The sequence below is a fragment of the Priestia sp. 40 genome (assembly GCF_049368575.1).
Classification (GTDB): Bacteria; Bacillota; Bacilli; order Bacillales; family Bacillaceae_H; genus Priestia; species Priestia zanthoxyli.
The window spans coordinates 108,002-134,592 of the sequence record NZ_JBMPZA010000015.1 but is presented as its reverse complement, the minus strand read 5'-3'; the positions used below and the strand labels follow the sequence as shown (position 1 = coordinate 134,592).

The window sequence follows — 26,591 nt, the reverse complement described above, 5'->3', positions numbered from 1 at the left end:
AAAGGAGACTCCTTTCTTCTTTTTTTATGTATGTTCACGGATAAGCTGCTGATAGCTATTAAAAAGGGTAGGATATGTTAAGCGGCTTAAGATGACGCAGGAAAGCGTAGCAGACGCTAGAATAGTAAAAACGATGAGCAGCTGGAATTTGACTGCTTGTATCGGATCTGCCCCTCCAATAATCTGGCCTGTCATCATGCCGGGAAGCTGAACGAGTCCAATTGTTTTTTGGCTTTCTACAGTAGGAATCATGCTAGCTTTGATTGCGGCATTTAAAATACTATGAATAGCTTGTTTAGGAGTGCCGCCAAGTGCCAGAATCAATTGAATTTCGTCTCGTCTTCTATTTACTTCAGCGTCTAACCGATTTAAAAATAAATTGGCCAAAATCATCGAATTTCCAATAATCATACCGCTGACAGGAATGACATATCGCGGAGTAGCAGGGATAATATGTAGGCCGAGCATAACGCTTTGGGTCAGGATTTCTACAATAAAAAGAGTGACAAATACACGAAAGAAAGCTTTAAACCCCTGCTTTTTTTTCTTTACAACATTTTGGGAAGCGACCGTCAGCATAAGAAATAAAATGAGAATCATAAAAGCAGGGTGATTCGCGTCAAAAATAAAAGATAAAACATATCCTATCACTAACAGCTGAACGGCTGCTCGAATACTCGCAATGATAATATCTTTTTCGAGTCCTATACGAAAAGATTTTGATAAAAAAAGAGCAATAAAAACAAAAACAATGGTGAAAATCAGTGAAAGTGAACTCATAGAAAGGCTCCTTCAATAAATTGTTTTGTTTCAGCTTTTACAGGAGCATGAAAAAAGGTCTCCGTCTTCGCTTTTTCTATAATCACTCCGTTCATTAAAAGCCAGACTTCCTCTCCTAAACGTTTGGCTTGATCTAAGTTATGAGTAACCCAAATAATCGTTTTATTCTGTTCTTTATGTAAATGAGAAATAAGCTGTTCAATTTCATGAGCAGAAGTGGCATCCAAAGCGGAAGTGATTTCGTCTAAAAGTAAAAGGTCCGATCCGTTCGACAGCGTGCGCGCTAATGATAACCTCTGTCTTTGACCACCGGATAAATCTCTTGCATCCTGCTCTAACAAGTCAGGGGAAAGGCCGGTTAAGGCACAGAGTTCGTCAGGCATAATATCCTGTTTGCCATGCAGTTTTTGAACAAGCATCATATTCTCTCGTACTGTTCCATCAATAACAGGAGCTGATTGAAAAGCAATGCCCACTTTTTTTCGTAAATCAGAAATATTCCATTTGCTAATGTCTTTACCATATACTTCAATACTTCCTTCATCAGGTGCAGAAAGTAGATTGCACATGGAAAGAAGGGTGCTTTTTCCGGATCCTGATGGCCCTACCATCATGACGAGCGAGCCTTGCATCACTGTACCCGATATGCCTTTTAAAACACTATGTTCTTTATCTTTAAATGTTTTATGAACGTCTGTAAATGTAATAGCAGGTATTGAATTGAACGTGTTCATAGTAGCTCCTTTTTCATTCGTTTTGTTTATTGTAGCATAAGCGAAAGTATAAAAAGTTATTGGGCGATATAAAAAAAGCTGTGAAAAATCACAGCTTTTAAACAGTTGTATTCACTTTTTGGCTGGCTTTTAAGGCATAATCTAAATCTTCAAGAAGGTCATCGATTGCTTCTGTTCCAACCGATAGACGAATGAGTTCTGGCGTCACGCCGGAAGCTTTTTGTTCATCTTCAGATAGCTGTTGATGAGTGGTGCTTGCCGGGTGAATAATGAGTGACTTCGAGTCGCCGATATTGGCTAAATGAGAAAATAACTGAACGGAATCAATTAACTTAGCCGCAGCGTTTTTTCCTCCCCTTACACCAAAGGTTAAAATGGCTCCTTGTCCTTTAGGTAAGTATTTTTTTGCCAATGAATAGGAAGGGTGAGAAGGAAGCCCCGCATAATGTACCCAGTCTACTAATTCATGCTGCTCTAAAAATTTCGCTACCTTTAATGCGTTTTCGCTGTGACGCTCTAATCGCAGATGGAGTGTTTCTACCCCTTGAAGGAGTAAAAAGGAATTAAAAGGTGATAAAGCAGCGCCAATATCTCGTAAAAGCTGAACGCGCGCTTTTGTAATATAAGCAGCTTCACCGGCGGCTTCTGTGTATACGAGGCCATGGTAACTTGGATCTGGAGTTGTTAAGTCTGGAAATTTCCCGCTCGCTTCCCAATCAAATTTTCCACTGTCTACGATAACACCGCCAATTGCTGTTCCATGCCCCCCAAGAAACTTAGTAGCAGAATGAACGACAATATCTGCTCCGAAATTGATGGGACGAAGAAGGTAAGGGCTTGGAACAGTATTATCAATAATAAGAGGAATTCCATGTTCGTGGGCAATGTCTGCAACTGCCTCGATGTCTAGCACATTTCCCTGCGGATTTCCAACGGATTCAGCATAAATTGCCTTTGTTTTGGAAGTGATTGCACTTCTAAAATTTTCTGGATTATCGGCGTTTATAAATTTTACAGTAATGCCTAGTTTAGGAAGCGTAGACGAAAAGAGGTTATATGTTCCCCCATATAAACTGCTTGCTGATACAATTTCATCTCCTGCGGAAGCGATATTCAAAATGGAAAAGGTAGTAGCTGACTGACCCGAAGCTACTCCTAGAGCACCAACTCCGCCTTCTAATTCAGCAATTCGCTGTTCAAAAACGTCCGTAGTAGGGTTTACAATTCGAGTGTAGATATAGCCTTGTTCACTTAAATTAAATAAAGAAGCAGCATGCTCCGTATCTTTAAATCCAAATGAGCTTGTTTGATAAATAGGTACGGCACGCGAAAAAGTAGCAGGATCGAGCTGTTGACCAGAATGGATGGCTTGTGTTTCAGGACGAAATGGTTTCTTAGCAGACATTGAAACTCCTCCTTAGATATAAAAACGTATAAAAAACATAGGAATAATAAACTTTAATCATAATATACGAATTCTACTGAATGATGTCAAATAATAATTAGAATATTTAGAAATTATAAATAAGATCAATACTATAATTCAGTGTCGATGTATCTCTTTAATTGTTAAAAATACCATAAAAAATATAAAATGTAAGAAAAATGTCAATATATTTGTATAATTATGTTAGAATATTAGGTGTTTGAGAGTTTTTTAGACAGAGTCGATTTTGCTAGAAGCCTTGAAAAAGTAGTGAAAGACGGGTCTTAAGAGCTACTAACAAAACAAAATAAAAGGAGTTTGATTATGAGTACAGAAGTTAACGTATCTTCCGAAGTCCAAGAGAAAGGAAAGCCTTCTATTTTTGGTTTTATTACGAGTCCGGTTGTACAGTTTGAGAAAATGAAAAGTAATCCGATCATCTGGGGACCTCTTTTACTTATCCTCATCTTAACAGCTGCAACAACGATTCTAGCCGTCTATACCCCTCAGGCACAAGAGGCGCTGCAACAGCAAAAAGAAGCTGGCATTGAAGTGAATTCAACATTTAGTATGATTGGCGGAGCAATTGGCGGAGTTATTGCAGTAGTTGCTACACTGGCATTCACAAGTTTGATTCTGTTTTTAATTGCAAAGTTAGGAACTGGAAAAACAACGTACCGCCAAATGTTTAGTTTGAATTTGTTTGTTACGTTCATCACAACAATCGGTCAGCTAATTAATACGGGAGTCGCTGCACTAGCACATACTTCAGCGAATGTGACTTCGTTAAATGGAATGGTTGGGGCTAAAGGTGCTATGGGAGGAGTATTTAATTCCATTGAAATCTTTTCTATTTGGGGACTTATTCTGACAGCAGTAGGACTACAAAAAGTGGCGAATGTATCAAAAGCTGCTTCTATTATCACAGTGATTATTTTATTCATCTTAGGAGCGGCTATTTCAGGAGTTGGAGGAGCTGCTTCAGAAGCGCTTAAAGGAGCAGGGTTGTAAATGAAAAAAGGAATAATTATTACAGCTGTAGCAGTTGTTATTGTTGCGGTTATTGGGATTAACGTATATCGTGCACAAAGTGTAAGTGGGAAAGCAATCAATGTTCACGTAGCGAATATAAAGGAAAAAAAGTTAAGAAATACAGTTATGGTTCCGGGTACGCTAAAGCTTGCTGATGAGCAATATGTCTATTTTGATGCTGAAAAAGGCGAGGTTGAACGATTTCACGTAACAGAAGGTTCTCGTGTACAGCAGGGAACCTCTCTTGTAACGTACGAAAGCGATGCGCTTGATTTAGAGCAAGAACAAAACAAGCTAGAAAAAAAATCGAGTCAGCTGCAAATTGACTCAGTAAGCAAACAGCTTTCTAATTTAAATAAAAAACAAAAAGAATTAGAAAAAGAAATGAGTAAGCAAGAAGCGAGAGATCAAATCGACACGGAGCGTACGCAGCTCAATCTCGATTTAGAAACGGCTAAAATTGATTTAGAACGAAACAAACTAGAAGCCAAATCAATTGCTAAAAAAGAACGTAATTTAGATGTAGCGAGTGATATTAATGGGACGGTGCTAGAAGTAGATAAAGAAGCGGTTAATAACACAAGTGACGTTCAAAAACCGCTTATACATATTGGTAATACCGATGAATACTTAGCTACTGGTGTGCTGTCTGAGTACGATGCATTAAAAATTAAAACCGGTCAAGCTGTCAAAATTACATCAGATGTTTTGCCTGATAAAGAATGGGCAGGGAGCGTAAAACAAATTGACTATCTACCTCAGCAGCAGGCATCAGCAGAAGCCGGCAATGATGCGGCTAATCAATATCCAATTGAAGTAAAAGTAGATGACCAGGATATTACGATGATTAAGCCGGGATTCAAGCTGCTGCTCGAGATTGAAACAAGCAGTAAAAAAGCTTCATCACTGCCGATAAAAGCAGTTGTAAATGAAGACGGAGAAAAATATGTATACGTAGTGAAAAATAAAAAGGCGGTTCGTAAGGAAGTAAAGATTGGAGAAACAACAAATAAATTTATTGAAATCAAAAGCGGCGTTTCTTCTAAAGACAAAGTCATTACAAATCCTTCAAAGGACTTAACTGAAGGTGCGGAAGTGACTGTTCAATGATTGAACTTGTAAATATTCATAAAAGTTATCATCTGGGCAAAGAGGAAGTGCCAATTTTAAAAGATATTAATTTGAAGATTTACGACGGTGAGTTTGTTGCGATTATGGGTCCTTCAGGCTCCGGTAAATCAACACTAATGAACATTATCGGATGTTTAGACCGCGCTTCTTCAGGCTCCTATTTATTAAATGAACAAGAAATCTCCACTTATAGTGATGAGGAGCTGGCAAAAGTAAGAAATATTCATATTGGTTTTGTTTTTCAGCAATTTCAGCTGTTGCCGCGTTTAACAGCGGTAGAAAACGTAGAGCTTCCAATGGTATACGCCGGCGTATCTCGTAAGGAAAGACGCGCCAGAGCAGAAGCTGCGCTTGAAAAAGTAGGGCTGAGTGAGCGGATGAAACATTTACCGAGCGAGCTATCAGGAGGGCAAAAGCAGCGCGTTGCTATTGCTCGTTCTATTGTTAACAATCCGACGCTTATTTTAGCAGATGAACCAACAGGAGCTCTAGATACAAAAACAAGTGCTGATATTATGGAGCAATTTTCTAAACTTAATGCAGACGGCACAACAGTGGTAGTCATTACCCATGAACCTGAAGTGGCAGAATACACATCGCGTACAGTTATCGTTCGTGACGGTAAAGTGCTAAGTCATAGCGATAAGGAGAACGATAGCTTATGAGTTTGATAGAAAATATTCGCATGGCTCTCTCTTCGGTTCTTGCTCATAAAATGCGCTCTGTTTTGACGATGCTTGGTATTATCATTGGCGTAGCGGCTGTTATTATCGTTGTAGCCATTGGTCAAGGCGGAGAACAGATGATTAAGTCGGAAATAACAGGAGCAAGCAATACAGTTGATGTATACTATCAGCCTCCTGAAGACGAGATGCAAGCTGATGACCTTTCAATGATGGGGGAGCCGATCTTTACAGAGGATGACATTAAAGCTCTTTCGACTATTCCCGGCGTGAAGAATGTGGTGGCTTCTAGCTCAATGGGAATGGGAATAAGATATAGAGACAAGGAATCAGATACGACTGTTAATGCAATTAATGAAGGGTATATTGAAGTTAATCAGCTGGAAGTTTCAAAAGGAAGAATGTTAGACAGCTCTGATTTTTTATCAGGTAATCGAGTAGGTGTTATCACAAGCGATATGAAAAAAGAGCTGTTTGATAAAAAAGAAGCCCTTGGACAAGTAGTATGGGTTCAAGGACAGCCTATCAAAATTGTTGGTGTGACAAAAAAGCCAACGGGGTTTTTGGCATTTGAAATGCCAACTATTTATATTCCAGACAATACGTATAAATCAAGCTTCGGTAAGCTTGACTACACAAACCTTAGCGTTCAAGCAAAAAGCTCTGATCAGCTAAAAAAAGTAGGCAATGACGCAACGGATTTGTTAAATAACTTGCATGATGCGGAAGATGCTTACCAAGTGCAGAACTTAGAAGAAATAGCAGATAGTATTGGAAATGTAACGCGCATTATGACCACAATTATTGGTTCAATTGCAGGCATTTCACTGCTTGTTGGAGGAATTGGCGTTATGAACATTATGCTGGTTTCTGTAACGGAACGCACAAGGGAAATTGGGATTCGTAAAGCACTAGGCGCATCCAAAAGACAAATTTTAACTCAGTTTTTGATTGAATCCATTACGCTCACGCTTATTGGTGGTTTGCTTGGCATTGGCCTCGGCGCAGGCGGGGCAGCTCTTGTTTCATTATTTGCTGGATGGCCATCATTAATTTCGTGGCAAGTAGTGCTCGGAGGAGTATTGTTCTCCATGACGATTGGTATTGTATTCGGTATGCTTCCTGCAAATAAAGCGGCGAAGCTAGATCCAATTGAAGCATTAAGGTATGAATAGAGACATTCATTTGCATGTTTTTATTTCAAACTGACGAAAAGCTTTCCAATCATTTTTGAAAAAGCGGACCATTATATGATCCGCTTTTTCTTATTTGTCACTTACTAATATTGATGCGGGCTACGTTGATAATATCGTGTATTTTTTCCACTAGATTAAGCATGAGAAATCCATTTCCTTCGGAGCTTTTTCGATATCCAAGAGGAAGCGTCCTTCTTACAAGTTGAGCATAGATTTCAGCTTCAATTAAAGAGCGTCCAAATTCTTTCTCACATAAATTAATTAATAGTGCTACAGCTCCTGCAACGTGGGGAGTTGCCATAGAAGTTCCTGAAAGCGTAGCGTACTTACCTTCTAAATAAGTAGAGATAATGTCAACACCAGGTGCGACCAAGTCTACTTCTTCATTAACATTGGTAAAAGGAGCTAAGTCTAGGTTGCTGTCTACGGCTCCTACTTGAATCACTTCGTTGTAACTTCCTGGGTACGAATATTCAAGTGTTTCTTCGCGGTCATCGCCTTCGTTTCCAGCTGCAACAACGACAGAAACATCTTTATTAACAGCATCTTGAACAGCTTTGTGCAGTTCTGGAACGTCTTGTGGTCCACCCAGTGACATGGAAATAACTCGCGCTCGCTCATTGTTAGGACCGCGCCATTCGACGGCGTAGTTAATAGCGTCAATAATCCATTCGTAATTTCCAGATCCTTCACCGGTAAGTACTTTTAAGCTTAAAATTTTTGCTTTGGGCGCCACCCCTACTACCCCTTCATTATTGAGCGCAGCAGCAATGGTACCCGATACGTGAGTACCATGCCCATTATTGTCTTCAAATATAGAAGAATCTCCATTATGATCGGAAGTGAAATTTCTTCCTCCGATAATACAATCTTTTAAGTCAGGATGATTTGTGTCAACACCAGTGTCGATAACTGCAATTACAATGCCTTCCCCTTGATTGCTTTGTTCCCAAATAGACGGCGCTTGAATTAAGCTTACTCCTTTAGGCGTTTCGTTTGTTGAGTCGATAATCGACTCAATTGTATAAGGAATTAATTTGACTTGTAACGGTTGTTGAGTCATAGTCATCCTCCTTAAAATGAATTCCATAAAAATGGAAGTTGCTTAATTATAAATTCCCAACTATTGCTATAAATTAAACGCTTTTTATGCGATTCCTTTCTTTTTGAATAAAAAGACTCATAAAAGATGTGAGAAGAGGAAAAAAGACCCTAAAGACAAGCCCTACAAAGATTTTTAATGTTATCTGTGTATTCGCTTTTAATGTTTATCTCACACTATAGAAGAAAGAAACTCCAAGAAAAATAACATAGAACTGGTGACTTTTGATATAATTACGAACGGTATGACATTCTCAAAATACATGATATTTATAAATATACATCAATTTGCAAATTACGAAGGGGCTGAGTATAGTGTCAACTTTAACGTCTCAATCCGTCATTAAATGCGGAAAGTATGAACTGAATTATGCGGACCGTACGCTTATTATGGGGATTTTAAACGTAAACCCGGATTCATTTTCAGATGGCGGAAAATACTACGATGTAGATAAAGCAGTTGCTCATGCTGAGGAAATGGTGAAGCACGGAGCAGACATCATTGATATCGGAGGAGAATCAACTCGTCCTGGTTATACAAGAATTAGCGATGAAGAAGAGATTAAACGGATTGTACCCGTTATTTCTGAAGTGGCTAAGCGCGTAGAGGTGCCGATTTCCGTAGATACATACAAGTCGGAAGTGGCCAAGCATGCGCTAGAAGCAGGAGCACATATTATTAACGATATATGGGGCGCAAAGGCTGATCCCAAAATGGCTCAAGTTGCAGCTGACTATAATGTTCCTATTATTTTAATGCATAATCGCCATGAGCCCAATTATACAAATCTGATTACAGATATGATAAGTGATTTAAAAGAAAGCATCTCCATTGCAAAGACTGCAGGAGTTCGAGATGATCAAATTATTTTAGATCCAGGCGTTGGTTTTGGAAAAACGGCTGCCCATAATGTAGAAGCAATTCAGCATTTAGATCAGCTGACGAATATGGGTTATCCGGTGCTGCTTGCTACTTCTCGTAAAGGATTTATTGGACAAATAGTCGATGCTCCTCCTACGGAAAGAATGGAAGGAACCGCAGCTACTGTATATGCTGGGATTGCACAAGGCGTACAAATAGTTCGGGTTCATGACGTATTAGAAATTAAGCGCTTTGTAAAGATGGCAGATGTACTGGTAGGAAAACATGTCTTTCAGTTTTAATAATCATCAAGATAACTGCATTAAAGTCATTTTAAAACCTTAAAATGTCATGTCTATTAGGTAAAGATTCCTGAGCAGTGAAGCTCGGGAATTTTTTATGTATGTAAAGTGGCGGAGGAAAATAATGTACGATTGGATGGTTGATTTTACATAATTTAGCTTTATGATAGAAAGAGAAGATATAACGCTTTCATATTCTGATTAAATCGTGCTGCTTAAAATGAAATAAATAATATCTTGGTATTCAATCTTATTCAATCACCGAAATATGGAGGAGAGAATGAATGAAATTAGCATTGCTTCTTGTCATTATTATCGGCGTTGCTGCCCTTGCAGGTACGATCAGTGCTGCAAAGAAAGTAGATGAAGATTACGGGAAATCTAAAAAGAAAAGTATAGTGAATTTATCTATTATTTACGGAGTCGTATTCATAGGATCAATTGTAGGAGTAGCATGGTATATTGCAGTGAGACCATAAATAAAACGAACACTTCCGTGTTCGTTTTATTTTGATTTTAACGTTAACTCTCCGCTTGAAACAGCTGCATCAATAGGATATTTTCCATTTCCATGCTTTCCTTTTAATACATCTTCTGTTACGGTTGCATTGCTTAACTTAAAGTCATTGTTTATATCACCGCTGCTTACTTTTCCATTCACTTTAAAACCAGCGCTTTTCGGAAGAACCAACATGGCATCTCCAGATCCTACATCTACAGAAACGGCTTCTTCTAGCTTTTTAAAATCCATATAGAGATCACCAGATCCAATGCGCGCCTGAAGTTTTCCTTTATAGTTTGTTCCTTTAATTTCCCCAGAGCCTACAGCAAATTTAGCCGTTTGGCTTTCAACATTACTCAGCTGTAAATCTCCAGAATTGACATCCGTACCAAGAGAGGTGCTGCTCAAGTTTGAAATACTTGCATTTCCAGAGCCTACTTTAATCGAAACATCTTTCAGCTGAAGCGCTTGCTCAGGCTGTGTAGCAACTTGAAGGTCTCCAGAACCTACCGTAAGCGCAAGATTGTGGTGGTAATCTCTAGGAATGTAGATTGTCACTTTTGTGTTTGAAAAAATAGAAAGCCATTGAAAAGGACTTTTTTGATAAGTGACGACTAGGGTGTCTCCATTTTGCTTTACATCTACTTTTCCTTTACCTTCTACTTTTGTTTTAATATCTTGACGATCTTGCGGCACGACAGTTGTACTGATGCTTGGAGAGTCAATTTGAATATGCTGAATATCACTTGATAACGCCGCTTCAGACTTGGACGTCTTGAATGAACTTAACGACCAAGAGGAAGGCGCAAATGCAGTAGAAAAGAGAACTGCAGTACCACCTATCACTAAAATAAAAGCCAACATTTTTTTCACGTTATAACCCGCTTTCTACCTAAATTAAGTTTGTTTTCTTCTACCATAAAGTGTAAATTGAAAAGCGGTTAAATTCAACGAACAGCAGGATTATTTTTTTCTACGTCTCAAGTCGTAAAAATGAAACATTTTTTTCGAGGAATTAAATGAAAAGCGAAGTAGATATTTAAACATACTCATTAAAGAATCAATTTCTTTGTTTCAAAAATAGGAAAATAATTGAGTTAAAAGGACGATTAAATTCACTTTTTTTGTGTAATTTTCCGACGGGTAGTTCAAAAGAAGTGATAAATAAATAGAATTTTCATACCAATTTTATTATTCCGAAAAACTTTTAAAGTGTTGATTATTAAAAAAATAAAGGGTAGAATTTGTTCATATCAATTGAATACAGCTAAGATTACGATCTTGTATATTATCAGTAATATGGTCTGATAGTCTCTACCTAGTAACCGTAAAAAACTAGACTACAAGAAAGTTTGGATATAAGCAGCAAAAAGAAGGGCGTATTATCATAGATACAGCCTTCTTTCAAAGCTCTTACTTTTCATACTTTCTGTTATTGTCAGAATTTATGAAAAGTAAGAGCTTTTTTTGTTTTTCAAATACACACCTGGGAGTGGCTTGCATGTACTTTTTATTAAATTTATTAGGCGTTTTTGTAGTAATGGGTGTCGTCTTCTTATGTTCTCCTAAAAAGAAAGAAATAAAGTGGCGTCCGATTGCTTCACTGTTGGTCGTTGAAGTCCTCATTACTTGGTTTATGTTAGGAACTTCAATCGGAACATGGATTATTAATAAAATTGCTTCGTTCTTTACTTGGCTGATTTCCTGTGCTAACGATGGAATTGCTTTTGCGTTCCCATCCGTAATGGGGAATGAAACGGTTGACTTTTTCTTCAGTGCATTACTGCCTATAATCTTTGTCGTGACGTTCTTTGATATTTTATCTTACTTTGGTATTTTAACGTGGATTATTGATAAAGTAGGCTGGGTCATTTCGAAAGTTTCTCGTTTGCCTAAATTAGAAAGCTTTTTCGCTATTCAAATGATGTTCTTAGGAAATACGGAAGCATTAGCAGTTATTCGTAATCAACTTTCTGTGTTAAAAGACAACCGTTTGCTTACGTTTGGAATTATGAGTATGAGCAGTATTAGCGGATCTATTATCGGTGCTTATTTAACAATGGTTCCCGCTACGTACGTGTTTACAGCAATTCCACTGAACTGTTTAAACGCGCTTATTTTAGTCAGCTTATTGAATCCAGTTCATGTTACAAAAGAAGAAGATATGATTTACGTACCGCCAAAGTCGGAGAAAAAAGACTTTTTCTCTACCATTTCAAACAGTATGTTAGTCGGAATGAACATGGTAATTGTTATTTTAGCGATGGTTATTGGATATGTAGCTCTTACATCTGCGCTTAACGGTATTTTAGGCGTTATCGTAGACGGCTTGACTGTACAAAAGATTTTCTCTTATATCTTTAGTCCATTCGCATTCTTACTAGGGCTAACGGGACATGATGCAATGTACGTAGCTCAGCTGATGGGTATCAAGCTAGCAACAAATGAATTCGTGGCAATGATGGATTTGAAGAAAAATCTAGATACACTTCCACCGCATACGATTGCAGTTGCTACAACATTCTTAACATCTTTTGCTAACTTCAGTACGGTTGGTATGATTTATGGGACGTATAATTCTACGTTATCAGAAGGTAAATCAACGATTATTGGAAAAAACGTATGGAAACTGCTTGTGAGCGGTATCGCTGTTTCTTTATTAAGTGCTATGATTGTTGGATTGTTTGTTTGGTAAAGAGTGAAAAAGCTGTGCTTTCGAAGACGAAAGCACAGCTTTTTTCTTGTTGCATCCTCTATTCATTTAAAGAAAAACGGTTATGAATATCAACAGTAAAAGAAAATCACACTATTCAAGAAAAATTCATTTTACTTTTTCAGAAAAACATTTTAAATCTAGTGAGCATTATGTTAAGATTACAAATGGCTGTTTCATTTAAATTGAGAACGCCGCATAAATATGTAAGTAAATATGCATAGAAAACAAAGGTTTATTAATTTTTTTCTAGGTAATATCTCGTAATAAATAGGTTGAAAGGAAATGTCGTTAATATGATAGAAGGACAACAGCAAACAAATGAATTAAAAAAGACGATGAAAAGCAGACATTTGTTTATGATTTCGCTCGGCGGGGTTATCGGTACAGGTTTCTTTTTAGGAACAGGATACACGATTAGCCAAGCAGGAGCGATTGGAGCTATCCTTTCGTTTATTGTAGGTGGCTTCATTATGTACTTAACAATGCTTTGCTTAGGGGAACTTGCAGTAGCAATGCCAGTTTCCGGTTCGTTTCAGACATATACAACAAAATTTATTGGCCCTGGTGTTGGTTTCGCTTTTGGATGGTTATATTGGTTGGGCTGGGCTGTAACGGTTGCATTAGAATTTTTATCAGCAGGTCAGCTCATGCAAAGATGGTTTCCTGATTCTCCTGTATGGATCTGGTGCGCTATATTTGCGCTTTTATTATTCTCATTAAATGCACTGTCAGCTAAAGCATTTGGTGAAGCGGAGTTTTGGTTTGCGAGCATTAAAGTGTTAGCTATTATTTTATTTATCGTGCTTGGTGGAGCTGCTATGTTTGGTTTTCTTCCATTAAGTAATGGAGACAGCGCACCGCTTTTCTCTAATTATACGGCTCACGGCGTGTTCCCTCACGGAATTAGTGCCGTGTTGATTACCATGATTACAGTTAACTTCTCATTCCAAGGTACGGAGCTTATTGGTGTAGCGGCTGGGGAAAGTGAAAACCCAGACAAGACTGTACCAAGAGCAATTAAACAAACAGTATGGAGAACGCTTGTATTTTTTGTACTAGCTGTAGCTGTCTTAGCAGGTATGATTCCGCTTGAAAAAGCAGGCGTAGTGGAGAGTCCATTTGTTGTTGTATTTGATCAAATTGGTATTCCATATGCAGCAGATATTATGAACTTTGTTATCCTAACGGCACTGTTATCTGTAGCTAACTCAGGTCTTTATGCAGCAACGCGTATGCTGTATTCATTGTCAAAAGATAACATGGCAAGTTCAGCTTTCATGAAAGTAAATAAACGCGGTGTGCCGATGAACGCCTTGCTTTTAACTTTAGGCATTGCGCTTTTATCTCTACTTTCAGGATTCTTTGCTCAAGAAACAGTATTTGTATGGCTCATTTCTGCAGCGGGTTTAGGTGCACAAATCGGCTGGATTACGATTGCTGCATCACTGCTTGCATTTAGAAAAAGATATATAAATCAAGGAGGGCAAATCGAGGATTTAAAATTTAAAGTCCCTCTTTACCCGGTATTACCTTTAATCGCATTAGTATTAAATACAATCGTATTGGGAAGCATGGCATTTGATGCAGAACAGCGAATGGCACTGTATGTCGGTATTCCACTAGCGCTGCTGTTTTATGCTTATTATCATGCACGTGTAAAAAAGAAAGTTGATTTATCTATTAGCCGTCAAGAAGTGCAGCTTAAAGACGACAAAAAAGTAATTTTATAAAAATCAAAAAGACGCAAAAGCCCAGGTTTTTGCGTCTTTTTTTATTGTTTATTTGTAAACTTAAAATAAAATTAAGTTGACAAATAAAAAGAAATTATTGCAAACTTAAAGCAGCGAAAAGAGAAAGGAGGGTGAATATGAAACCGAAGACAATTGCGTATGTGTCTTTATTTGCAGCTTTAACGGCGATCGGTGCATTTATAAAAATTCCTATTCCCTACATACCGTTTACTCTTCAAATTGTTCCTGTTTATTTAGCCGGTGCGCTGCTAGGTCCGCGTTTAGGTTTGTATAGTCAGCTATGCTACATAGGTATTGGGTTAATTGGTGTTCCGGTTTTTGCAGAAGGAGGAGGTTTAGGGTATATTTTCAAACCAACGTTTGGCTATTTAATTGGCTATGCTGCAGGTGCATTTATCAACGGCTACCTTATTCAAAAATATGACTTAAGGAAACCTTTTGCTATCTTTTCAGCTAATTTATCTACGTTAGCTATTGTGTATGCAGTCGGCTGCTTCTGGCTTTACGGAGCAATGAAATGGATAATTGACAAGCCTCTTTCACTGAGGGATACACTTCTTTTTGGAGCTGTTTTGCCAATGCCTGGAGATCTTTTGTTGTGTATTTTATGTTCAGTGCTGATTCACCGAATGCAGCCTCAGTTTAGCCGTTTGTCATCAAAGCGGGTTAAAGCGGGGTAACTAAGACATAGAAAAAAAGGAGAAAAAAGAAAATGGGCAAAGCGTATTTTATTACGGGAACTGGAACAGATATTGGAAAAACCCTGGTTACAAGTATTTTGTATAAAATACTTGGCCGTCTAGGAATAAAAACGACAATTTGTAAACCATTTCAAACCGGCTACCAAGAAAAAATTGGAGGTTATCCAGATATTCACTGGTTTGAAACGAAGATAGGAGTAGCAAATACAGGTATTTATCAGTTAAAGCCGGAGACGTCGCCTCATTTGGCTATTGCACTGAGCAACAGGAAGGTAGAGCCTTCAATCGTCTTAAAATGCATTGATGAATTAAAAAAGGAATTTGACATAGTACTCGTGGAAGGAGCGGGAGGCCTTGCCGTCCCTTTAATTGAAGAGGAAACAGCGTTTTATATGACTAAAGATTTGGTCATAGATGCACAAATGCCGGTTATTGCTGTTGGAACAACGGGATTAGGAGCTATTCACGATGCGCTTTCTACCTTTTCATATGCAAGTGAGCATCAGCTTAACATCAAAGGACTGATTTTTAATCGTTTTAATCACAGCAGTATCATTCATAACGATAATGTTCGAACAATTGAAAAGCTGCTTCAACTATCATCTTTAATGACCGTTCCAGTATTCACACATATAGATGAAGAGTTAGATGTATATATTGAGAAAATGATGAGGCAAAAAAGTGTTATTCAACATATTCAGGAGGTGTTTGACTGTGCCGTATCACAAAGCTGAGCTGGAGAAATGGGATAAAGAATACGTATGGCATCCGTTTACACAAATGAAAGCTTACCGTCAATCGAGTCCTCTTATTATTGAAAGGGGAGAAGGAAGCTATTTATACGATGTAGAGGGAAACAAATATTTAGACGGATATGCTTCTCTATGGGTGAACGTGCATGGACATAATGATCCGGAATTAAATACAGCTTTACATATACAAGTGGAAAAATTAGCGCATTCTACGCTGCTTGGATCCGCAAACGTTCCATCCATTTTGTTAGCCAAAAAGCTAGCGGAAATTACTCCTGGCAGCTTATCGAAAGTCTTCTACTCCGATACAGGTTCCGCCGCTGTCGAAATTGCGTTGAAAATTGCCTATCAATATTGGCAAAATCTCGACTCTGTAAAGTACAAAAACAAAAGTAAATTTATCTCATTGAATGAGGCATATCACGGAGATACAATTGGGGCAGTCAGTGTAGGAGGCATGGATTTATTTCATCGCATCTTTAAGCCTTTGCTGTTTGAACGAATTCCTACACCTTCACCTTATACTTACCGTATGGACGAGTTAGAAACGGAAGAGCAAGCTTCAGCTTACTGTATTCACCAGCTAGAGAAGCTCTTGCAGAACAAAGGAGAAGAAGTAGCCGGTTTGATTATTGAACCGCTTGTGCAAGGAGCAGCGGGTATTATTACACATCCTCCCGGTTTTTTAAAACAAGTAGAGCGTCTGTGCAAAGCGTACGGGGTATTGCTCATTTGTGACGAAGTAGCTGTCGGATTCGGGCGAACAGGGACGCTGTTTGCATGTGAACAAGAAGATGTTGTACCGGACATTATGTGTGTAGGAAAAGGGATAACAGGAGGGTATATGCCGCTTGCTGCTACGTTAACAAGCGAACAGATATTTAATGCTTTTTTAGCTCATCCAGATGAAAATAAAACCTTCTTTCATGGACATACGTATACGGGAAATCAATTGGCCTGTACAGTAGCGCTTAGAAATATTGAACTGATGGAAGAAAGAGAGTTAATCCGTAGCGTAAAAGAAAAGTCAAAAGTTTTTAAACGTTATCTATTAAAGCTTTATGAACTGCCTAACGTGGGAGACATTAGACAAAGAGGATTAATGGCAGGAATCGAAGTTGTGAAAGACCGCCAAACAAAGTCTATTTTTGAAGATAAAAAAGTGATGGGAGACATTATTTTAGCGGCTCGCCAAAAAGGTTTAATTATTAGAGAGCTAGGTCCTGTGATTACGATGATGCCTATTCTTTCAATGACAGACGAAGAATTAAAAACAATGGTTGAAATTGTATATGAATCGATTAAAGAAGTAATCGCACGCTATACAGTGAGCTAAATAAAAAGAGGGTCAGACAAAAATATTTTATTTAATTGAAAAAAGATCCGAACGATGAATCGTTCGGATCTTTTTTCAATCAATAAATGTTTTTAATACTTGATAGTCGAAGTGATCGCACATGCTGATTTTCATCTTTTAATAGAAGAGTTTGTTCGAGCAAGTTTAAGTTTTGAATATAACCTTTGACCGTTTTAATAAAACCGTTGTTTTGATAGTTAATAGTTAGTAATTTATTCGTTTTTAATGCTTTTAAAATCATACCTATTTTCTCCCTTCTTATATCGTAGCTGACGAAAAACTACAAAATAATGAAGAAGCATTGGAGGCTTGTATTATTTATAAAAATTACTCTGTTTTTTATAAATGCTCTCCTGCTACTAATAGTAGAGGATGATGGTGAAAAACAGATGAAAGATAAAGAATAAGGTTTGATTTATTGTAATGAACTGACTTTTCCTTTATAAATACCTATTTCAAAGTTCTTTTTAGTGATAAAATACTGTTAGTGAAATAACTACTTCTTTTCATTAAAGGGTAAGAACGGGTTATATTGATAGAGTTTTAGTTCTCTATTTCTAGTAATGAAATAAGAGATAGAGAAATAGACTAATAAAAATCAATCAAGGAGTTTTTTTATGGATCAGAGTTTTATTTTAAATCTTTTAGAAATTTTACTAATTAACATTGTACTGAGTGGCGATAACGCAGTCGTGATTGCTTTAGCTTGTCGGAATCTTCCGGACGAGCATCGAAACAAAGCGGTTGTTTTCGGTACATTAGGAGCGGTTGTATTACGTGTAGGGCTAACGTTTGTCGCTGTATATTTATTAACAATTCCATTTTTAAATTTCATTGGAGGCCTGCTGCTTCTATGGATTGCGATTAGTCTTTTAAAAGGTGAAGATGACGGAGATATTAAAGCGAATTCAACTCTAGCAGGTGCTATTAAAACAATTATTATAGCGGATCTTGTTATGAGTTTGGATAACGTAGTAGCGGTTGCGGGTGCGGCTAACGGCAATATTCTACTCATTATCCTTGGTCTTGTTATCAGCATTCCGTTAATCATTTGGGGAAGTCAGCTTTTAATGAAAATCATGGAAAAATTCCCGATTATCATCATTGCCGGAGCAGCGCTTCTTGGCTATACTGCTGGTGAAATGATCTTTAAAGACAAAGCGGTAGGACATATATTAGAAGGATTAAATCCGCATTTGCATACGATTGTTCCTATTTTGTTAGCTATTTTAGTTGTTGTTGTTGGGAAACTTAGCGGACGTTCTAAAAAAGAAACGCATTAATAATAAAAAAGACCCCTGTGAGGGGGTCTTTTTTTATTACTTAGCTAATGGAGGTGCGGAATTAACGTCTTGTATCGTCTCTACAGGAGGATGAAATTCATTTTCCATTTTTGATACAACTACAGTTGCTACACCATTTCCAATTAAGTTTGTAATGGCACGAGCTTCCGACATGAAGCGGTCTACCCCAATTAACAACGCGATTCCTTCAACTGGAATCATCGGGAACGCAGCAAGCGTAGCGGCTAGTGTAATAAATCCAGAGCCAGTAACTCCGGCAGCTCCTTTAGACGTTAGCATTAAAATACCAAGTAGCGTAATCTCTTGCATTAACGACAGGTCGACTCCATACGCTTGAGCGATAAAGATAGCAGCCATGGATAAGTAGATTGCTGTTCCATCTAGGTTAAATGAGTAACCAGTTGGAATGACAAGTCCTACTACAGATTTTGAACATCCGTACTTCTCCATTTTGTCCATCATTTTTGGCAGTGCAGATTCCGAAGAAGATGTACCTAATACAAGAAGAATTTCTTCTTTAATAAAAGCAATGAATTTAAAAATATTAAATCCATAAATCTTAGCAATGCTTCCAAGTACAAATACAATAAATAAGAACATAGTAATGTAAACAGATCCCATTAAGAAACCGAGTTTTTGAAGAGAGCCTATTCCAAAGTTACCGATCGTATAAGCCATCGCTCCGAACGCCGCAATAGGTGAAAGTTTCATAATCATATTAACAATGCCAAAGAAAATATCTGTACAGCGTTCAAAGAATGTAATGACAGGAGCCGCTTTTTCGCCGAGTGTAGCTGTAGCCATCCCAAATAGTACGGCGAAGAATAAGATTGGCAATAATTCACCATTTGCCATTGCGCCAAATACGCTGTCTGGAATAATTCCCATGATAAACTCCATAAAGCCATGCTCCGCTTCAGCTGCTTGCTGCGTATATTGAGTAACATCAGCTCCGCTTGCGCCATTGATATTAAAGCCAGCCCCAGGTTTGATAAAGTTTACAACAATAATTCCAATTGCTAAGGCAAAAGTAGTGACAATCTCAAAGTATAAAAGAGCTTTACCTCCAATTCGTCCCACTTTCTTTAAATCTCCCATGCTTCCGATACCGATGACCACTGTTAAGAAAATGATTGGGGCAATCACCATCTTAATTAGTTTAATGAAGATATCAGCCAATACTTTTAATTTAGCTCCAAATTCAGGAAACATGAAGCCAATTGCAATACCAAGAAGGATACCAATGACAACTTGAACAGTTAGGTTTTTAAAACTTAATTTCATATGTAATACTCCTTTCGAGAATGTTTTTTGTTAACGCTTACATTATTCTTATCCTTATATTAACTGATAATTTTAACTATTTATATTTCTGGTGATAATGTTCTTTTTGGTCATTTTGGTCAAAAAAAAGTGATGAACATATAGTCATCACTTTTTGCTTTCGATATTTTTTATTTGCTGAATGATATCAAGCGTTTGTTTTGTTGCATTGGCTTCAAACGATTGATAAAGAGAGTTGAACTGCTTTTTCCATTCGGCTTTCTGTGTATCATTTAAGTAATAAACGCGCATGCCAGATTTATTTTTTATGTGCTGCAGCTGTTCATCGTTCATCATTTTTGATTGAGTCCAAATCCAGTTAGTTGTCTCTACCATTGCATCACTTAATAGTTGTTTTACATCTTCAGGGAGGCTGTCCCAATATTTTTGATCCATTAAAACAGCATAGCCCAAGTATCCATGGTTGCTGATGGTCATATATTTTTGCAGCTCGTACAAACGTTTTGAATAAATATTAGAAATCGTATTTTCCTGTCCATCAAATTCCTGTCGTTCAAGGGATTGATATACTTTATTAAACGAGACAGCCTGAGGCTTAGCGCCAAGAAGTTCGAATTGTTTTTTGATTACTTCACTCGGCATAATCCGAAACGTTTGACCTTGAAAATCTGCTGGATGGAGCAAAGGTTTCGTATTGCTAGTCATTTGTTTAAATCCGTTGCTCCATAAAGCAAGCCCTTTAATGTTTTTCTCTTGCAGCGTACTTAACAAATCCTGTCCGATTTTTCCGGTAAACACTTGTTTTGCCTCGCTGTAACCATCGAAAATGAAGGGAAGATCAAAAAGTTGCCACGTAGGGGAGAGGTCACTTAGCTTTGAAATGGAAGGCGCAATCATTTGTACATCATTTCGGCGAAGGGCGGCAAGTTCTTCGTCGTCTGAATATAATACACCGTTTGAATATACTTCAATTTTAACTTTGCCATCCGATTTTTGATTAACGATTTCAGCAAATTTTTGAGCGGCTAAGCCTTTAGGGGTGTTTTCAGCTACAACGTGGCTAAAATTAATCACAATTTGCTTATTTAATCCTTTTTGCTCATCATCATGATACACATTATCCTGATTTATAACCGTATACTGCAAAAAAACATAGATCATCAAGAAAACGCTAACAATGATGCTTGCCCCTATAAACATCTTCAAAATGTCCAACCCCGCGATTCAATAATTTTTCTCTACAAATATTCTAACACGCAATTTCTCAACGTGGTAAAATTAAAATAAACTTCAATCAGCAGTAGGTGTTCCGCTATGATGCGCTTATCGATGCAAACGAAAATGACGGGGTTAATCTTTTTTATCGTGGTCTTTTCGTTGTTTTTAGCAAGTATTGTCGTGATTAATAATTTTGTGCAGTCAAAAGAAAATGATTTAGAGCAAAGGGCTTTGATCACTTCGAGAACAGTTGCTGAAATGCCTGAAATTCGAGAAAAAATTGAAAAAGATAGCAAGAACATTAATCAAATTGTAGAGCCGATTCGCATTATTCACGGTGCTTATTATGTAGTGGTTATGAACATGAATCACGAACGTTTGTCTCACCCTTTGCAAAGCATGATTGGGAAAATTTCTAAAGGAGAGGACGAGGGCCAGGCTTTTGCAGAACATACCTATACTGATAAAGCAAAAGGAGAAGGCGGAATGGTCATTCGCTCTTTTGTGCCCGTTGTAAACGATCAGCATGAACAAGTAGGAGTCGTTGTCTCAGGCTATCTTCTTCCGAAATTTACAGAGGTTATTTTAAGTTTAAAAAAAGAAATTTTTCTTATCTCAGGTCTTGCTCTTTTTTTTGGAGGATGGGGAGCGTGGGCTCTTGCATCTCGTATTAAAAAAGAGATGTTTGAGCTTGAACCTCATGAAATTGCTCGTTTGTTCGTAGAACGAACGGAGACTTTTAATGCCATGCATGAAGGAGTCATCGCCATTGATAAAGAGGAGAACATCACTATTTTTAATCATAAAGCGAAAATTATGATGGATGTACCCGATGAGGTAATTGGAAAAAAGATCTATGATGTGATTCCAGATACAAGGCTTCCAGAAATTCTGCAGCTTAATCAGCCTGTTTATAATCGAGAGCTTCAAGTTCGGAATTTGAATATTTTAAGCAATCGTGTGCCGATTAAGGTTAATAATCACACAGTCGGTGCGGTCGCTATTTTTCAAGACAGAACAGAAGTTAAAAAATTAGCCGAAGAGTTAACAGGAGTTAAATCATTTGTAAGCGCTCTTAGAGTTCAAAACCATGAATACATGAATAAGCTTCATACGATTGCAGGGCTTATCCAGCTTGGAAATAAAGACAAGGCTCTTCAGTACGTTTTTCAAGTGTCTGAACAGCAAGAAGAGCTCACGCAATTTCTTCATAAGCATATTAAAGATGAAAGTATATCGGGATTGCTGTTGAGTAAAGTCAGCCGTGCCAAAGAACTTGGAATTGAGTTAGCTATTGATCGCCACAGCGAGCTTCACTCATTTCCTCTATACTTAGATCATCATGATTTTGTGATTATTATTGGTAACTTAATTGAGAATGCTTTTGATTCGTATCAGCATATAGAGCGTCGTGAACGGAAGATCTATATAAGTATGGAACAAAATGACGGCATTCTTTCTATATTAGTTGAAGATAACGGATGTGGCATGAATGAGGATCAAGTAGAGAGAATCTTTGATGAAGGATTTTCAACCAAAGCAAAGGAAAATAGAGGAATTGGTTTGCATTTAGTAAAACAAATTGTTGAAAAAGGAAACGGTCAGATTGAAGTAGAGTCAGAAGTAGGTGTTGGAACGACTTTTATCATTACATTCTTTTTATAGGGGGAGTGGGAAATGAATAAAAAAGAATGGACGGTGCTTCTAATAGAAGACGATCCTATGGTACAAGAAGTGAACCGCCAATTTATTGAACAAGTTGAAGGGTTCACCGTTATCGCTGCAGCTTCGAATGGTTTAGAGGGTATACAGCTCATTAAACAGCATCAGCCTGATTTAACAATCATTGATATGTATATGCCTAGTCAAGATGGTTTAACCACCTTACAGCAAATTCGAGCAAATGGCTATAAAACAGATGTCATTGCAGTTACGGCTGCAAGCGATATTGAAACGGTACGGAAAGTTCTTCAATACGGCGCGGTGGATTATATTATGAAGCCGTTCAAGTTTGAGCGAATGAAGCAAGCGCTTGAGCAGTATCGTTCTTTTCAAGTTAAAATAAGTCAAAAAGAACATATTACTCAGTCTGAATTAGATTCTATGCTGTTTCAGCAATTCGAAGAAAAAGCCGATTTGCTTCCAAAAGGGCTAAATGCAGTTACGTTAAGGAGGATACAACAATATCTTTCAGAACAAAATCATCCAATTTCTGCTGAAGAAGTGGCGGACGGTGTAGGAATTGCGCGTGTTACAGCAAGAAGGTATTTAGAGTTTTTGGAACAGGAAAACGAGCTGAAATTATCAGTTGAATACGGCAGAGTGGGGAGACCTATTAATCGCTATATGTTAAAAATAAATTAAATCATACAGAACAGCTTTTATTTGGAAAAGCTGTTTTTTTGCGTTAGAAAGTATATCTTTTTCTCTCCTAGAACAAATTAAGGTATACAGTTTTCGCTATCCAAAGAATATTTCGTGCGGTCATTAATTCATAAAATGTCCCTGAAAAAGGATTAATGGCGGAAAAATCGGGGAATATGCACTTTGACATTTAATTTTAGCACAGGAAGGTTTTGAAACATGGACATATTTTTAGCCGTCTTACCAGCCATATTTTGGGGAAGCATTGTGCTTTTCAATGTGAAACTAGGCGGAGGACCTTATAGTCAAACGCTTGGAACCACATTGGGAGCTTTGATTTTCTCCATCGGTATTTATATTTTTGTACACCCTACCCTTACACCTTTAATCTTTGGCGTTGGAGTTGTATCCGGGTTATTTTGGGCAGTTGGACAAAGTAATCAGCTGAAAAGTATTGATTTAATTGGAGTTTCTAAAACGATGCCTATTTCAACTGGGCTTCAGTTAGTTTCCACTTCATTATTTGGAGTAATTGTGTTTCACGAGTGGTCTACAAAAACTTCAATCATTCTTGGTGTGCTCGCTCTTATCTTTATTATTGTAGGGATTATTTTAACATCACTTCAAAGCAAAGAAGAGAAAGAGGCTGAAGAAGGAAAAGGAAACTTCAAAAAAGGAATTGTTATTTTATTAATTTCAACCGTGGGTTATTTAGTTTATGTTGTAGTAGCCCGTCTATTTAATGTAGACGGATGGTCGGCTTTATTACCTCAAGCAATTGGTATGGTTATTGGGGGAGTATTGCTGACGTTTAAGCATAAGCCATTTAATAAATATGCAATTCGCAACATTATCCCAGGTCTTATTTGGGCCGCTGGTAATATGTTTTTATTCATCTCACAACCTAAAGTAGGCGTAGCGACAAGCTTTTCGCTTTCCCAAATGGGAATCGTCATTTCAACATTAGGCGGAATCATTATTTTAGGTGAGAAGAAAACGAAGCGTCAGTTAGTTGGGATTATTATTGGAATTATACTGATCATCATAGCAGGAGTCATGTTAGGGCTCGCCAAAAGCTAACTAGGAGGGTATTAACAATGTATAAAGATTTAGAAGGAAAAGTAGTTGTCATCACAGGTTCATCTACCGGTTTAGGAAAAGCAATGGCGATTCGTTTTGCAACAGAAAAAGCCAAAGTAGTTGTGAATTATCGTTCTAAAGAAGACGAAGCTAACAGCGTTTTAGAAGAAATTAAAAAAGTTGGCGGAGAAGCTATTGCCGTTAAAGGTGACGTAACAGTTGAGTCTGACGTAATCAATTTAGTTCAATCTGCAATTAAAGAATTTGGAAAGTTAGACGTTATGATTAACAACGCAGGACTAGAAAATCCGGTTTCATCTCATGAAATGTCTTTAAGCGATTGGAATAAAGTAATTGATACGAACTTAACGGGAGCTTTCTTAGGCAGCCGTGAAGCGATTAAATATTTTGTTGAAAATGATATTAAGGGAACAGTTATTAACATGTCGAGTGTTCACGAGAAAATTCCTTGGCCATTATTTGTTCATTATGCAGCAAGTAAAGGCGGTATGAAGCTCATGACTGAAACACTGGCATTAGAATACGCTCCAAAAGGTATTCGTGTAAATAACATTGGACCGGGAGCGATTAATACACCGATTAACGCTGAGAAATTTGCTGATCCTGAGCAGCGTGCAGATGTAGAAAGCATGATTCCAATGGGATACATCGGAGAGCCGGAAGAAATTGCAGCGGTTGCTGCATGGCTAGCTTCTTCAGAGGCGAGTTATGTAACAGGAATTACGCTCTTTGCTGACGGCGGTATGACACAGTACCCATCATTCCAAGCAGGACGCGGATAAGAAAAAACGCACTCTATGATAGAGTGCGTTTTTTAGTTTTCCTGAGCTTTTTTTTGGTTCTTAGGAGCTGACTGGTGTTGAATTCGTAAGAAAAGCAAGATTAAAACGATAACGCCAGTGATGCTGTACATCCCAAGAACAAGGGGGTGCTGTGTATCTGTTCCAGAAGTAATGCCGTGATACAGTGCCAGTAAATAGCCTGGAAAAGCAAGAAAATGAATGGCTTTCCATGTTTTTCTCCCAAGCTGTTTTATAAAGTCGGATGTAATAATTAGTACAAATAAAATGTAGAGCGAAATAGTACCAAGACCTGTGCTAATTGGTTTGTAATCGGAAGTGAACGGAATTAAAATGTCAGAAAGTGAAAAATGAACAGATTGATCAAATGATAAAACAAGTCCGTGAATCATGCCAAACAATAACCCGAACCACCCTGATGATTGATGAACCAGCAAAAGCTGCTTTTTTCGTTTTGGTTTAAAAAACGAAAAACTGTGAGAAATGCCAGCGGCAACTGATACAAACATTAGTAAATAAGAAGTTAAGCCGGCTGCCCGAATGGTGTTCCATACGGGAAAATGAGCACTAAATTGCGCGAGGAGAGTAGCCATAATGGTATACCTGACCTTTCACATGTTTTTCGATTAGTACGTTGCCTTCTTTCGTAACCGCAATTACTTCTAAAGAAGGGTGATGCCTTTTAGCTAACTTTAATCCAGCGTCCCAGCCGAGAATAAGTATGCACTTTGCATAGACTTCAGAAACGGTCAAGTCTTCAGAAACGACCGTTACTTGCAGAAGCTCTGATGAACTAGGCTTGCTATTTCTGCCGTCAATAATATGATGGTGAGTGTGTCCGTTCACTTTCCACGAACGCTTGCCTACACTGCTTGTGGCAATACCGCTGTTGCTCTTTACTTTAATGGTCGTGAGGTTTTTTGATGCATCAAATGGATGAGAGAGAGAAATGGACCAGTGCTTGCTAGCAGGCCCCCACGTTACAATATCTCCGCCTCCATCGATTGCTCCTAGTGAAGTTCCTTTTTTCTTTAATTGATTGGCCATTTGCTGAATGCTCCAACCTTTTGCGATTCCCCCTAAATCAAGACCGACATTAGAAGCAAGCTGAATACTTCTCATTCCTTTATGAATCATAATAGGGTTGACAGCATCAAAAGCTGCTACTTTTTGAGGAAGCTGATCGGTAGGCAACTGCTCAAAGCTTTGGTCATATCCTAGAGTTTGAATCGGATGATACAGAAATGGATTGAAAATTCCATTTGTCTCATTGTAATAGTAATAGGCTGCTTTTACAGCTTCATACAGCATTTTTGACGGTAAAAATAATCTTCCGTTCAGCGAATTAAGCTGTGAAAGCTCGCTTGTTGAAAGAAAGCGGCTTAGCGTTTCTTCTACAAGATAACACCAGCTCTCTACTTTTTTGCTGACAGGCGTTTCAAGCTGATATACATTAAATGTGGTATTCATCGCTTTAAATGAGTAGCTCATGTC

At 37.9% G+C, this 26,591-nt stretch carries 26 protein-coding genes and 1 riboswitch; of the genes, 16 read left to right on the top strand and 10 right to left on the bottom strand.

The annotated features are described in order from the left end of the window. Positions 1-24: 24 nt before the first annotated feature. The 3 genes from ACO1DI_RS15580 to ACO1DI_RS15570 all read right to left on the bottom strand — a co-directional run bounded on the left by ACO1DI_RS15580 (position 25) and on the right by ACO1DI_RS15570 (position 2,919). A complete protein-coding gene (locus ACO1DI_RS15580; protein WP_014461477.1) occupies positions 25-780 on the bottom strand; it encodes an ABC transporter permease in 756 nt (251 codons plus the stop codon). After that, positions 777-1,514, bottom strand: coding sequence for a phosphate ABC transporter ATP-binding protein (locus ACO1DI_RS15575; RefSeq protein ID WP_423145455.1), 738 nt, complete (start codon positions 1,512-1,514; stop codon positions 777-779). Before ACO1DI_RS15575 ends, ACO1DI_RS15580 begins: the two co-directional genes overlap by 4 nt. 97 nt (positions 1,515-1,611) lie before the next feature. Next, positions 1,612-2,919, bottom strand: coding sequence for a homocysteine synthase (locus ACO1DI_RS15570; RefSeq protein ID WP_014461475.1), 1,308 nt, complete (start codon positions 2,917-2,919; stop codon positions 1,612-1,614). Between the two features lie 345 nt (positions 2,920-3,264). Between ACO1DI_RS15570 and ACO1DI_RS15565 the strand changes: the two genes are divergently transcribed. The 4 genes from ACO1DI_RS15565 to ACO1DI_RS15550 are packed head-to-tail and all read left to right on the top strand — an operon-like array spanning position 3,265 to position 6,961. Beyond that, the gene (locus tag ACO1DI_RS15565) at positions 3,265-3,951 is read left to right on the top strand and encodes a Yip1 family protein (protein WP_014461474.1); all 687 of its coding nucleotides are present in this window, start codon (positions 3,265-3,267) and stop codon (positions 3,949-3,951) included. Then, entirely contained in the window at positions 3,952-5,082 is a 1,131-nt protein-coding gene (locus tag ACO1DI_RS15560; RefSeq protein WP_115653104.1) for an efflux RND transporter periplasmic adaptor subunit, read from the top strand. Further along, positions 5,079-5,768, top strand: a complete 690-nt coding sequence (locus tag ACO1DI_RS15555; protein ID WP_014461472.1) for an ABC transporter ATP-binding protein — start codon at positions 5,079-5,081, stop codon at positions 5,766-5,768. The genes ACO1DI_RS15560 and ACO1DI_RS15555 overlap by 4 nt, the downstream gene beginning before the upstream one ends. Next, complete coding sequence (locus ACO1DI_RS15550) at positions 5,765-6,961, top strand: ABC transporter permease (protein ID WP_014461471.1); 1,197 nt, start codon at positions 5,765-5,767, stop codon at positions 6,959-6,961. Before ACO1DI_RS15555 ends, ACO1DI_RS15550 begins: the two co-directional genes overlap by 4 nt. Before the next feature lie 97 nt (positions 6,962-7,058). On the opposite strand, the gene ACO1DI_RS15545 is transcribed toward ACO1DI_RS15550, so the two are convergent. Then, complete coding sequence (locus tag ACO1DI_RS15545; protein WP_014461470.1) at positions 7,059-8,045, bottom strand: S8 family peptidase; 987 nt, start codon at positions 8,043-8,045, stop codon at positions 7,059-7,061. 353 nt (positions 8,046-8,398) lie between these two features. On the opposite strand from ACO1DI_RS15545, the gene folP reads away from it, so the two are divergent. Both folP and ACO1DI_RS15535 read left to right on the top strand, forming a co-directional pair. Further along, entirely contained in the window at positions 8,399-9,247 is an 849-nt protein-coding gene (gene folP, locus ACO1DI_RS15540; protein ID WP_080564783.1) for a dihydropteroate synthase, read from the top strand. Positions 9,248-9,531: 284 nt separating this feature from the next. Further along, positions 9,532-9,726, top strand: coding sequence for a hypothetical protein (locus ACO1DI_RS15535; protein ID WP_013055532.1), 195 nt, complete (start codon positions 9,532-9,534; stop codon positions 9,724-9,726). A 26-nt stretch (positions 9,727-9,752) separates the two neighbouring features. On the opposite strand, the gene liaG is transcribed toward ACO1DI_RS15535, so the two are convergent. Then, positions 9,753-10,613: a LiaG family protein gene (gene liaG, locus ACO1DI_RS15530; RefSeq protein WP_014461467.1), complete on the bottom strand. Its 861-nt coding sequence runs from the start codon at positions 10,611-10,613 to the stop codon at positions 9,753-9,755. Positions 10,614-11,010: 397 nt separating this feature from the next. After that, positions 11,011-11,112, top strand: a riboswitch (purine riboswitch). Between the two features lie 138 nt (positions 11,113-11,250). Here liaG and ACO1DI_RS15525 point away from each other — a divergent pair. From ACO1DI_RS15525 to bioA, 5 genes are all read left to right on the top strand, one after another. After that, a complete protein-coding gene (locus ACO1DI_RS15525; protein ID WP_013055534.1) occupies positions 11,251-12,444 on the top strand; it encodes a NupC/NupG family nucleoside CNT transporter in 1,194 nt (397 codons plus the stop codon). Between the two features lie 314 nt (positions 12,445-12,758). Further along, entirely contained in the window at positions 12,759-14,195 is a 1,437-nt protein-coding gene (locus ACO1DI_RS15520) for an amino acid permease (protein WP_013055535.1), read from the top strand. A 137-nt stretch (positions 14,196-14,332) separates the two neighbouring features. Continuing rightward, entirely contained in the window at positions 14,333-14,896 is a 564-nt protein-coding gene (locus ACO1DI_RS15515) for a biotin transporter BioY (protein ID WP_014461466.1), read from the top strand. A 32-nt stretch (positions 14,897-14,928) separates the two neighbouring features. Beyond that, a complete protein-coding gene (gene bioD / locus ACO1DI_RS15510; protein ID WP_423145454.1) occupies positions 14,929-15,651 on the top strand; it encodes a dethiobiotin synthase in 723 nt (240 codons plus the stop codon). Further along, positions 15,632-17,005, top strand: a complete 1,374-nt coding sequence (gene bioA, locus ACO1DI_RS15505) for an adenosylmethionine--8-amino-7-oxononanoate transaminase (RefSeq protein ID WP_243557483.1) — start codon at positions 15,632-15,634, stop codon at positions 17,003-17,005. Before bioD ends, bioA begins: the two co-directional genes overlap by 20 nt. 79 nt (positions 17,006-17,084) lie before the next feature. Here bioA and ACO1DI_RS15500 read toward each other — a convergent pair whose 3' ends face one another. After that, the gene (locus ACO1DI_RS15500; protein WP_243557481.1) at positions 17,085-17,267 is read right to left on the bottom strand and encodes a YolD-like family protein; all 183 of its coding nucleotides are present in this window, start codon (positions 17,265-17,267) and stop codon (positions 17,085-17,087) included. Positions 17,268-17,643: 376 nt separating this feature from the next. On the opposite strand from ACO1DI_RS15500, the gene ACO1DI_RS15495 reads away from it, so the two are divergent. Continuing rightward, on the top strand, positions 17,644-18,309 hold the full coding sequence (locus ACO1DI_RS15495) for a TerC family protein (RefSeq protein ID WP_014461462.1): 666 nt from the start codon (positions 17,644-17,646) through the stop codon (positions 18,307-18,309). Positions 18,310-18,345: 36 nt separating this feature from the next. Here ACO1DI_RS15495 and ACO1DI_RS15490 read toward each other — a convergent pair whose 3' ends face one another. Next, a complete protein-coding gene (locus ACO1DI_RS15490) occupies positions 18,346-19,614 on the bottom strand; it encodes a dicarboxylate/amino acid:cation symporter (RefSeq protein ID WP_014461461.1) in 1,269 nt (422 codons plus the stop codon). A gap of 147 nt (positions 19,615-19,761) precedes the next feature. Then, positions 19,762-20,820, bottom strand: coding sequence for a DctP family TRAP transporter solute-binding subunit (locus tag ACO1DI_RS15485; RefSeq protein WP_014461460.1), 1,059 nt, complete (start codon positions 20,818-20,820; stop codon positions 19,762-19,764). A 108-nt stretch (positions 20,821-20,928) separates the two neighbouring features. Here ACO1DI_RS15485 and ACO1DI_RS15480 point away from each other — a divergent pair, with 108 nt between their 5' ends. The 4 genes from ACO1DI_RS15480 to gdh all read left to right on the top strand — a co-directional run bounded on the left by ACO1DI_RS15480 (position 20,929) and on the right by gdh (position 25,079). Then, positions 20,929-22,497 (top strand): ATP-binding protein, encoded by a 1,569-nt coding sequence (locus tag ACO1DI_RS15480; protein WP_140451632.1) that lies wholly within the window; start codon positions 20,929-20,931, stop codon positions 22,495-22,497. 12 nt (positions 22,498-22,509) lie between these two features. Then, positions 22,510-23,196: a response regulator gene (locus tag ACO1DI_RS15475; protein WP_014461458.1), complete on the top strand. Its 687-nt coding sequence runs from the start codon at positions 22,510-22,512 to the stop codon at positions 23,194-23,196. A 219-nt stretch (positions 23,197-23,415) separates the two neighbouring features. Beyond that, entirely contained in the window at positions 23,416-24,276 is an 861-nt protein-coding gene (locus ACO1DI_RS15470) for a RhaT/GlcU family sugar-proton symporter (RefSeq protein ID WP_014461457.1), read from the top strand. 17 nt (positions 24,277-24,293) lie between these two features. Beyond that, positions 24,294-25,079 (top strand): glucose 1-dehydrogenase, encoded by a 786-nt coding sequence (gdh, locus tag ACO1DI_RS15465; RefSeq protein WP_014461456.1) that lies wholly within the window; start codon positions 24,294-24,296, stop codon positions 25,077-25,079. 32 nt (positions 25,080-25,111) lie between these two features. On the opposite strand, the gene ACO1DI_RS15460 is transcribed toward gdh, so the two are convergent. Both ACO1DI_RS15460 and ACO1DI_RS15455 read right to left on the bottom strand, forming a co-directional pair. Continuing rightward, on the bottom strand, positions 25,112-25,690 hold the full coding sequence (locus tag ACO1DI_RS15460) for a ferric reductase-like transmembrane domain-containing protein (RefSeq protein ID WP_226556124.1): 579 nt from the start codon (positions 25,688-25,690) through the stop codon (positions 25,112-25,114). Next, on the bottom strand, positions 25,665-26,588 hold the full coding sequence (locus ACO1DI_RS15455) for an FAD:protein FMN transferase (protein ID WP_115653115.1): 924 nt from the start codon (positions 26,586-26,588) through the stop codon (positions 25,665-25,667). Before ACO1DI_RS15455 ends, ACO1DI_RS15460 begins: the two co-directional genes overlap by 26 nt. Between the last annotated feature and the right edge of the window lie 3 nt (positions 26,589-26,591).

What these genes read in the sequence shown, in the direction of transcription:
- ACO1DI_RS15580 (WP_014461477.1), bottom strand. Translation starts at nt 780, where the DNA reads ATGAGTTCACTTTCACTGATTTTCACCATTGTTTTTGTTTTTATTGCT.
- ACO1DI_RS15575 (WP_423145455.1), bottom strand. Translation starts at nt 1,514, where the DNA reads ATGAACACGTTCAATTCAATACCTGCTATTACATTTACAGACGTTCAT.
- ACO1DI_RS15570 (WP_014461475.1), bottom strand. Translation starts at nt 2,919, where the DNA reads ATGTCTGCTAAGAAACCATTTCGTCCTGAAACACAAGCCATCCATTCT.
- ACO1DI_RS15565 (WP_014461474.1), top strand. Translation starts at nt 3,265, where the DNA reads ATGAGTACAGAAGTTAACGTATCTTCCGAAGTCCAAGAGAAAGGAAAG.
- ACO1DI_RS15560 (WP_115653104.1), top strand. Translation starts at nt 3,952, where the DNA reads ATGAAAAAAGGAATAATTATTACAGCTGTAGCAGTTGTTATTGTTGCG.
- ACO1DI_RS15555 (WP_014461472.1), top strand. Translation starts at nt 5,079, where the DNA reads ATGATTGAACTTGTAAATATTCATAAAAGTTATCATCTGGGCAAAGAG.
- ACO1DI_RS15550 (WP_014461471.1), top strand. Translation starts at nt 5,765, where the DNA reads ATGAGTTTGATAGAAAATATTCGCATGGCTCTCTCTTCGGTTCTTGCT.
- ACO1DI_RS15545 (WP_014461470.1), bottom strand. Translation starts at nt 8,045, where the DNA reads ATGACTCAACAACCGTTACAAGTCAAATTAATTCCTTATACAATTGAG.
- ACO1DI_RS15535 (WP_013055532.1), top strand. Translation starts at nt 9,532, where the DNA reads ATGAAATTAGCATTGCTTCTTGTCATTATTATCGGCGTTGCTGCCCTT.
- liaG (WP_014461467.1), bottom strand. Translation starts at nt 10,613, where the DNA reads ATGTTGGCTTTTATTTTAGTGATAGGTGGTACTGCAGTTCTCTTTTCT.
- ACO1DI_RS15525 (WP_013055534.1), top strand. Translation starts at nt 11,251, where the DNA reads ATGTACTTTTTATTAAATTTATTAGGCGTTTTTGTAGTAATGGGTGTC.
- ACO1DI_RS15520 (WP_013055535.1), top strand. Translation starts at nt 12,759, where the DNA reads ATGATAGAAGGACAACAGCAAACAAATGAATTAAAAAAGACGATGAAA.
- ACO1DI_RS15515 (WP_014461466.1), top strand. Translation starts at nt 14,333, where the DNA reads ATGAAACCGAAGACAATTGCGTATGTGTCTTTATTTGCAGCTTTAACG.
- bioD (WP_423145454.1), top strand. Translation starts at nt 14,929, where the DNA reads ATGGGCAAAGCGTATTTTATTACGGGAACTGGAACAGATATTGGAAAA.
- ACO1DI_RS15500 (WP_243557481.1), bottom strand. Translation starts at nt 17,267, where the DNA reads ATGATTTTAAAAGCATTAAAAACGAATAAATTACTAACTATTAACTAT.
- ACO1DI_RS15495 (WP_014461462.1), top strand. Translation starts at nt 17,644, where the DNA reads ATGGATCAGAGTTTTATTTTAAATCTTTTAGAAATTTTACTAATTAAC.
- ACO1DI_RS15490 (WP_014461461.1), bottom strand. Translation starts at nt 19,614, where the DNA reads ATGAAATTAAGTTTTAAAAACCTAACTGTTCAAGTTGTCATTGGTATC.
- ACO1DI_RS15480 (WP_140451632.1), top strand. Translation starts at nt 20,929, where the DNA reads ATGATGCGCTTATCGATGCAAACGAAAATGACGGGGTTAATCTTTTTT.
- ACO1DI_RS15475 (WP_014461458.1), top strand. Translation starts at nt 22,510, where the DNA reads ATGAATAAAAAAGAATGGACGGTGCTTCTAATAGAAGACGATCCTATG.
- ACO1DI_RS15470 (WP_014461457.1), top strand. Translation starts at nt 23,416, where the DNA reads ATGGACATATTTTTAGCCGTCTTACCAGCCATATTTTGGGGAAGCATT.
- gdh (WP_014461456.1), top strand. Translation starts at nt 24,294, where the DNA reads ATGTATAAAGATTTAGAAGGAAAAGTAGTTGTCATCACAGGTTCATCT.
- ACO1DI_RS15460 (WP_226556124.1), bottom strand. Translation starts at nt 25,690, where the DNA reads ATGGCTACTCTCCTCGCGCAATTTAGTGCTCATTTTCCCGTATGGAAC.
- ACO1DI_RS15455 (WP_115653115.1), bottom strand. Translation starts at nt 26,588, where the DNA reads ATGAGCTACTCATTTAAAGCGATGAATACCACATTTAATGTATATCAG.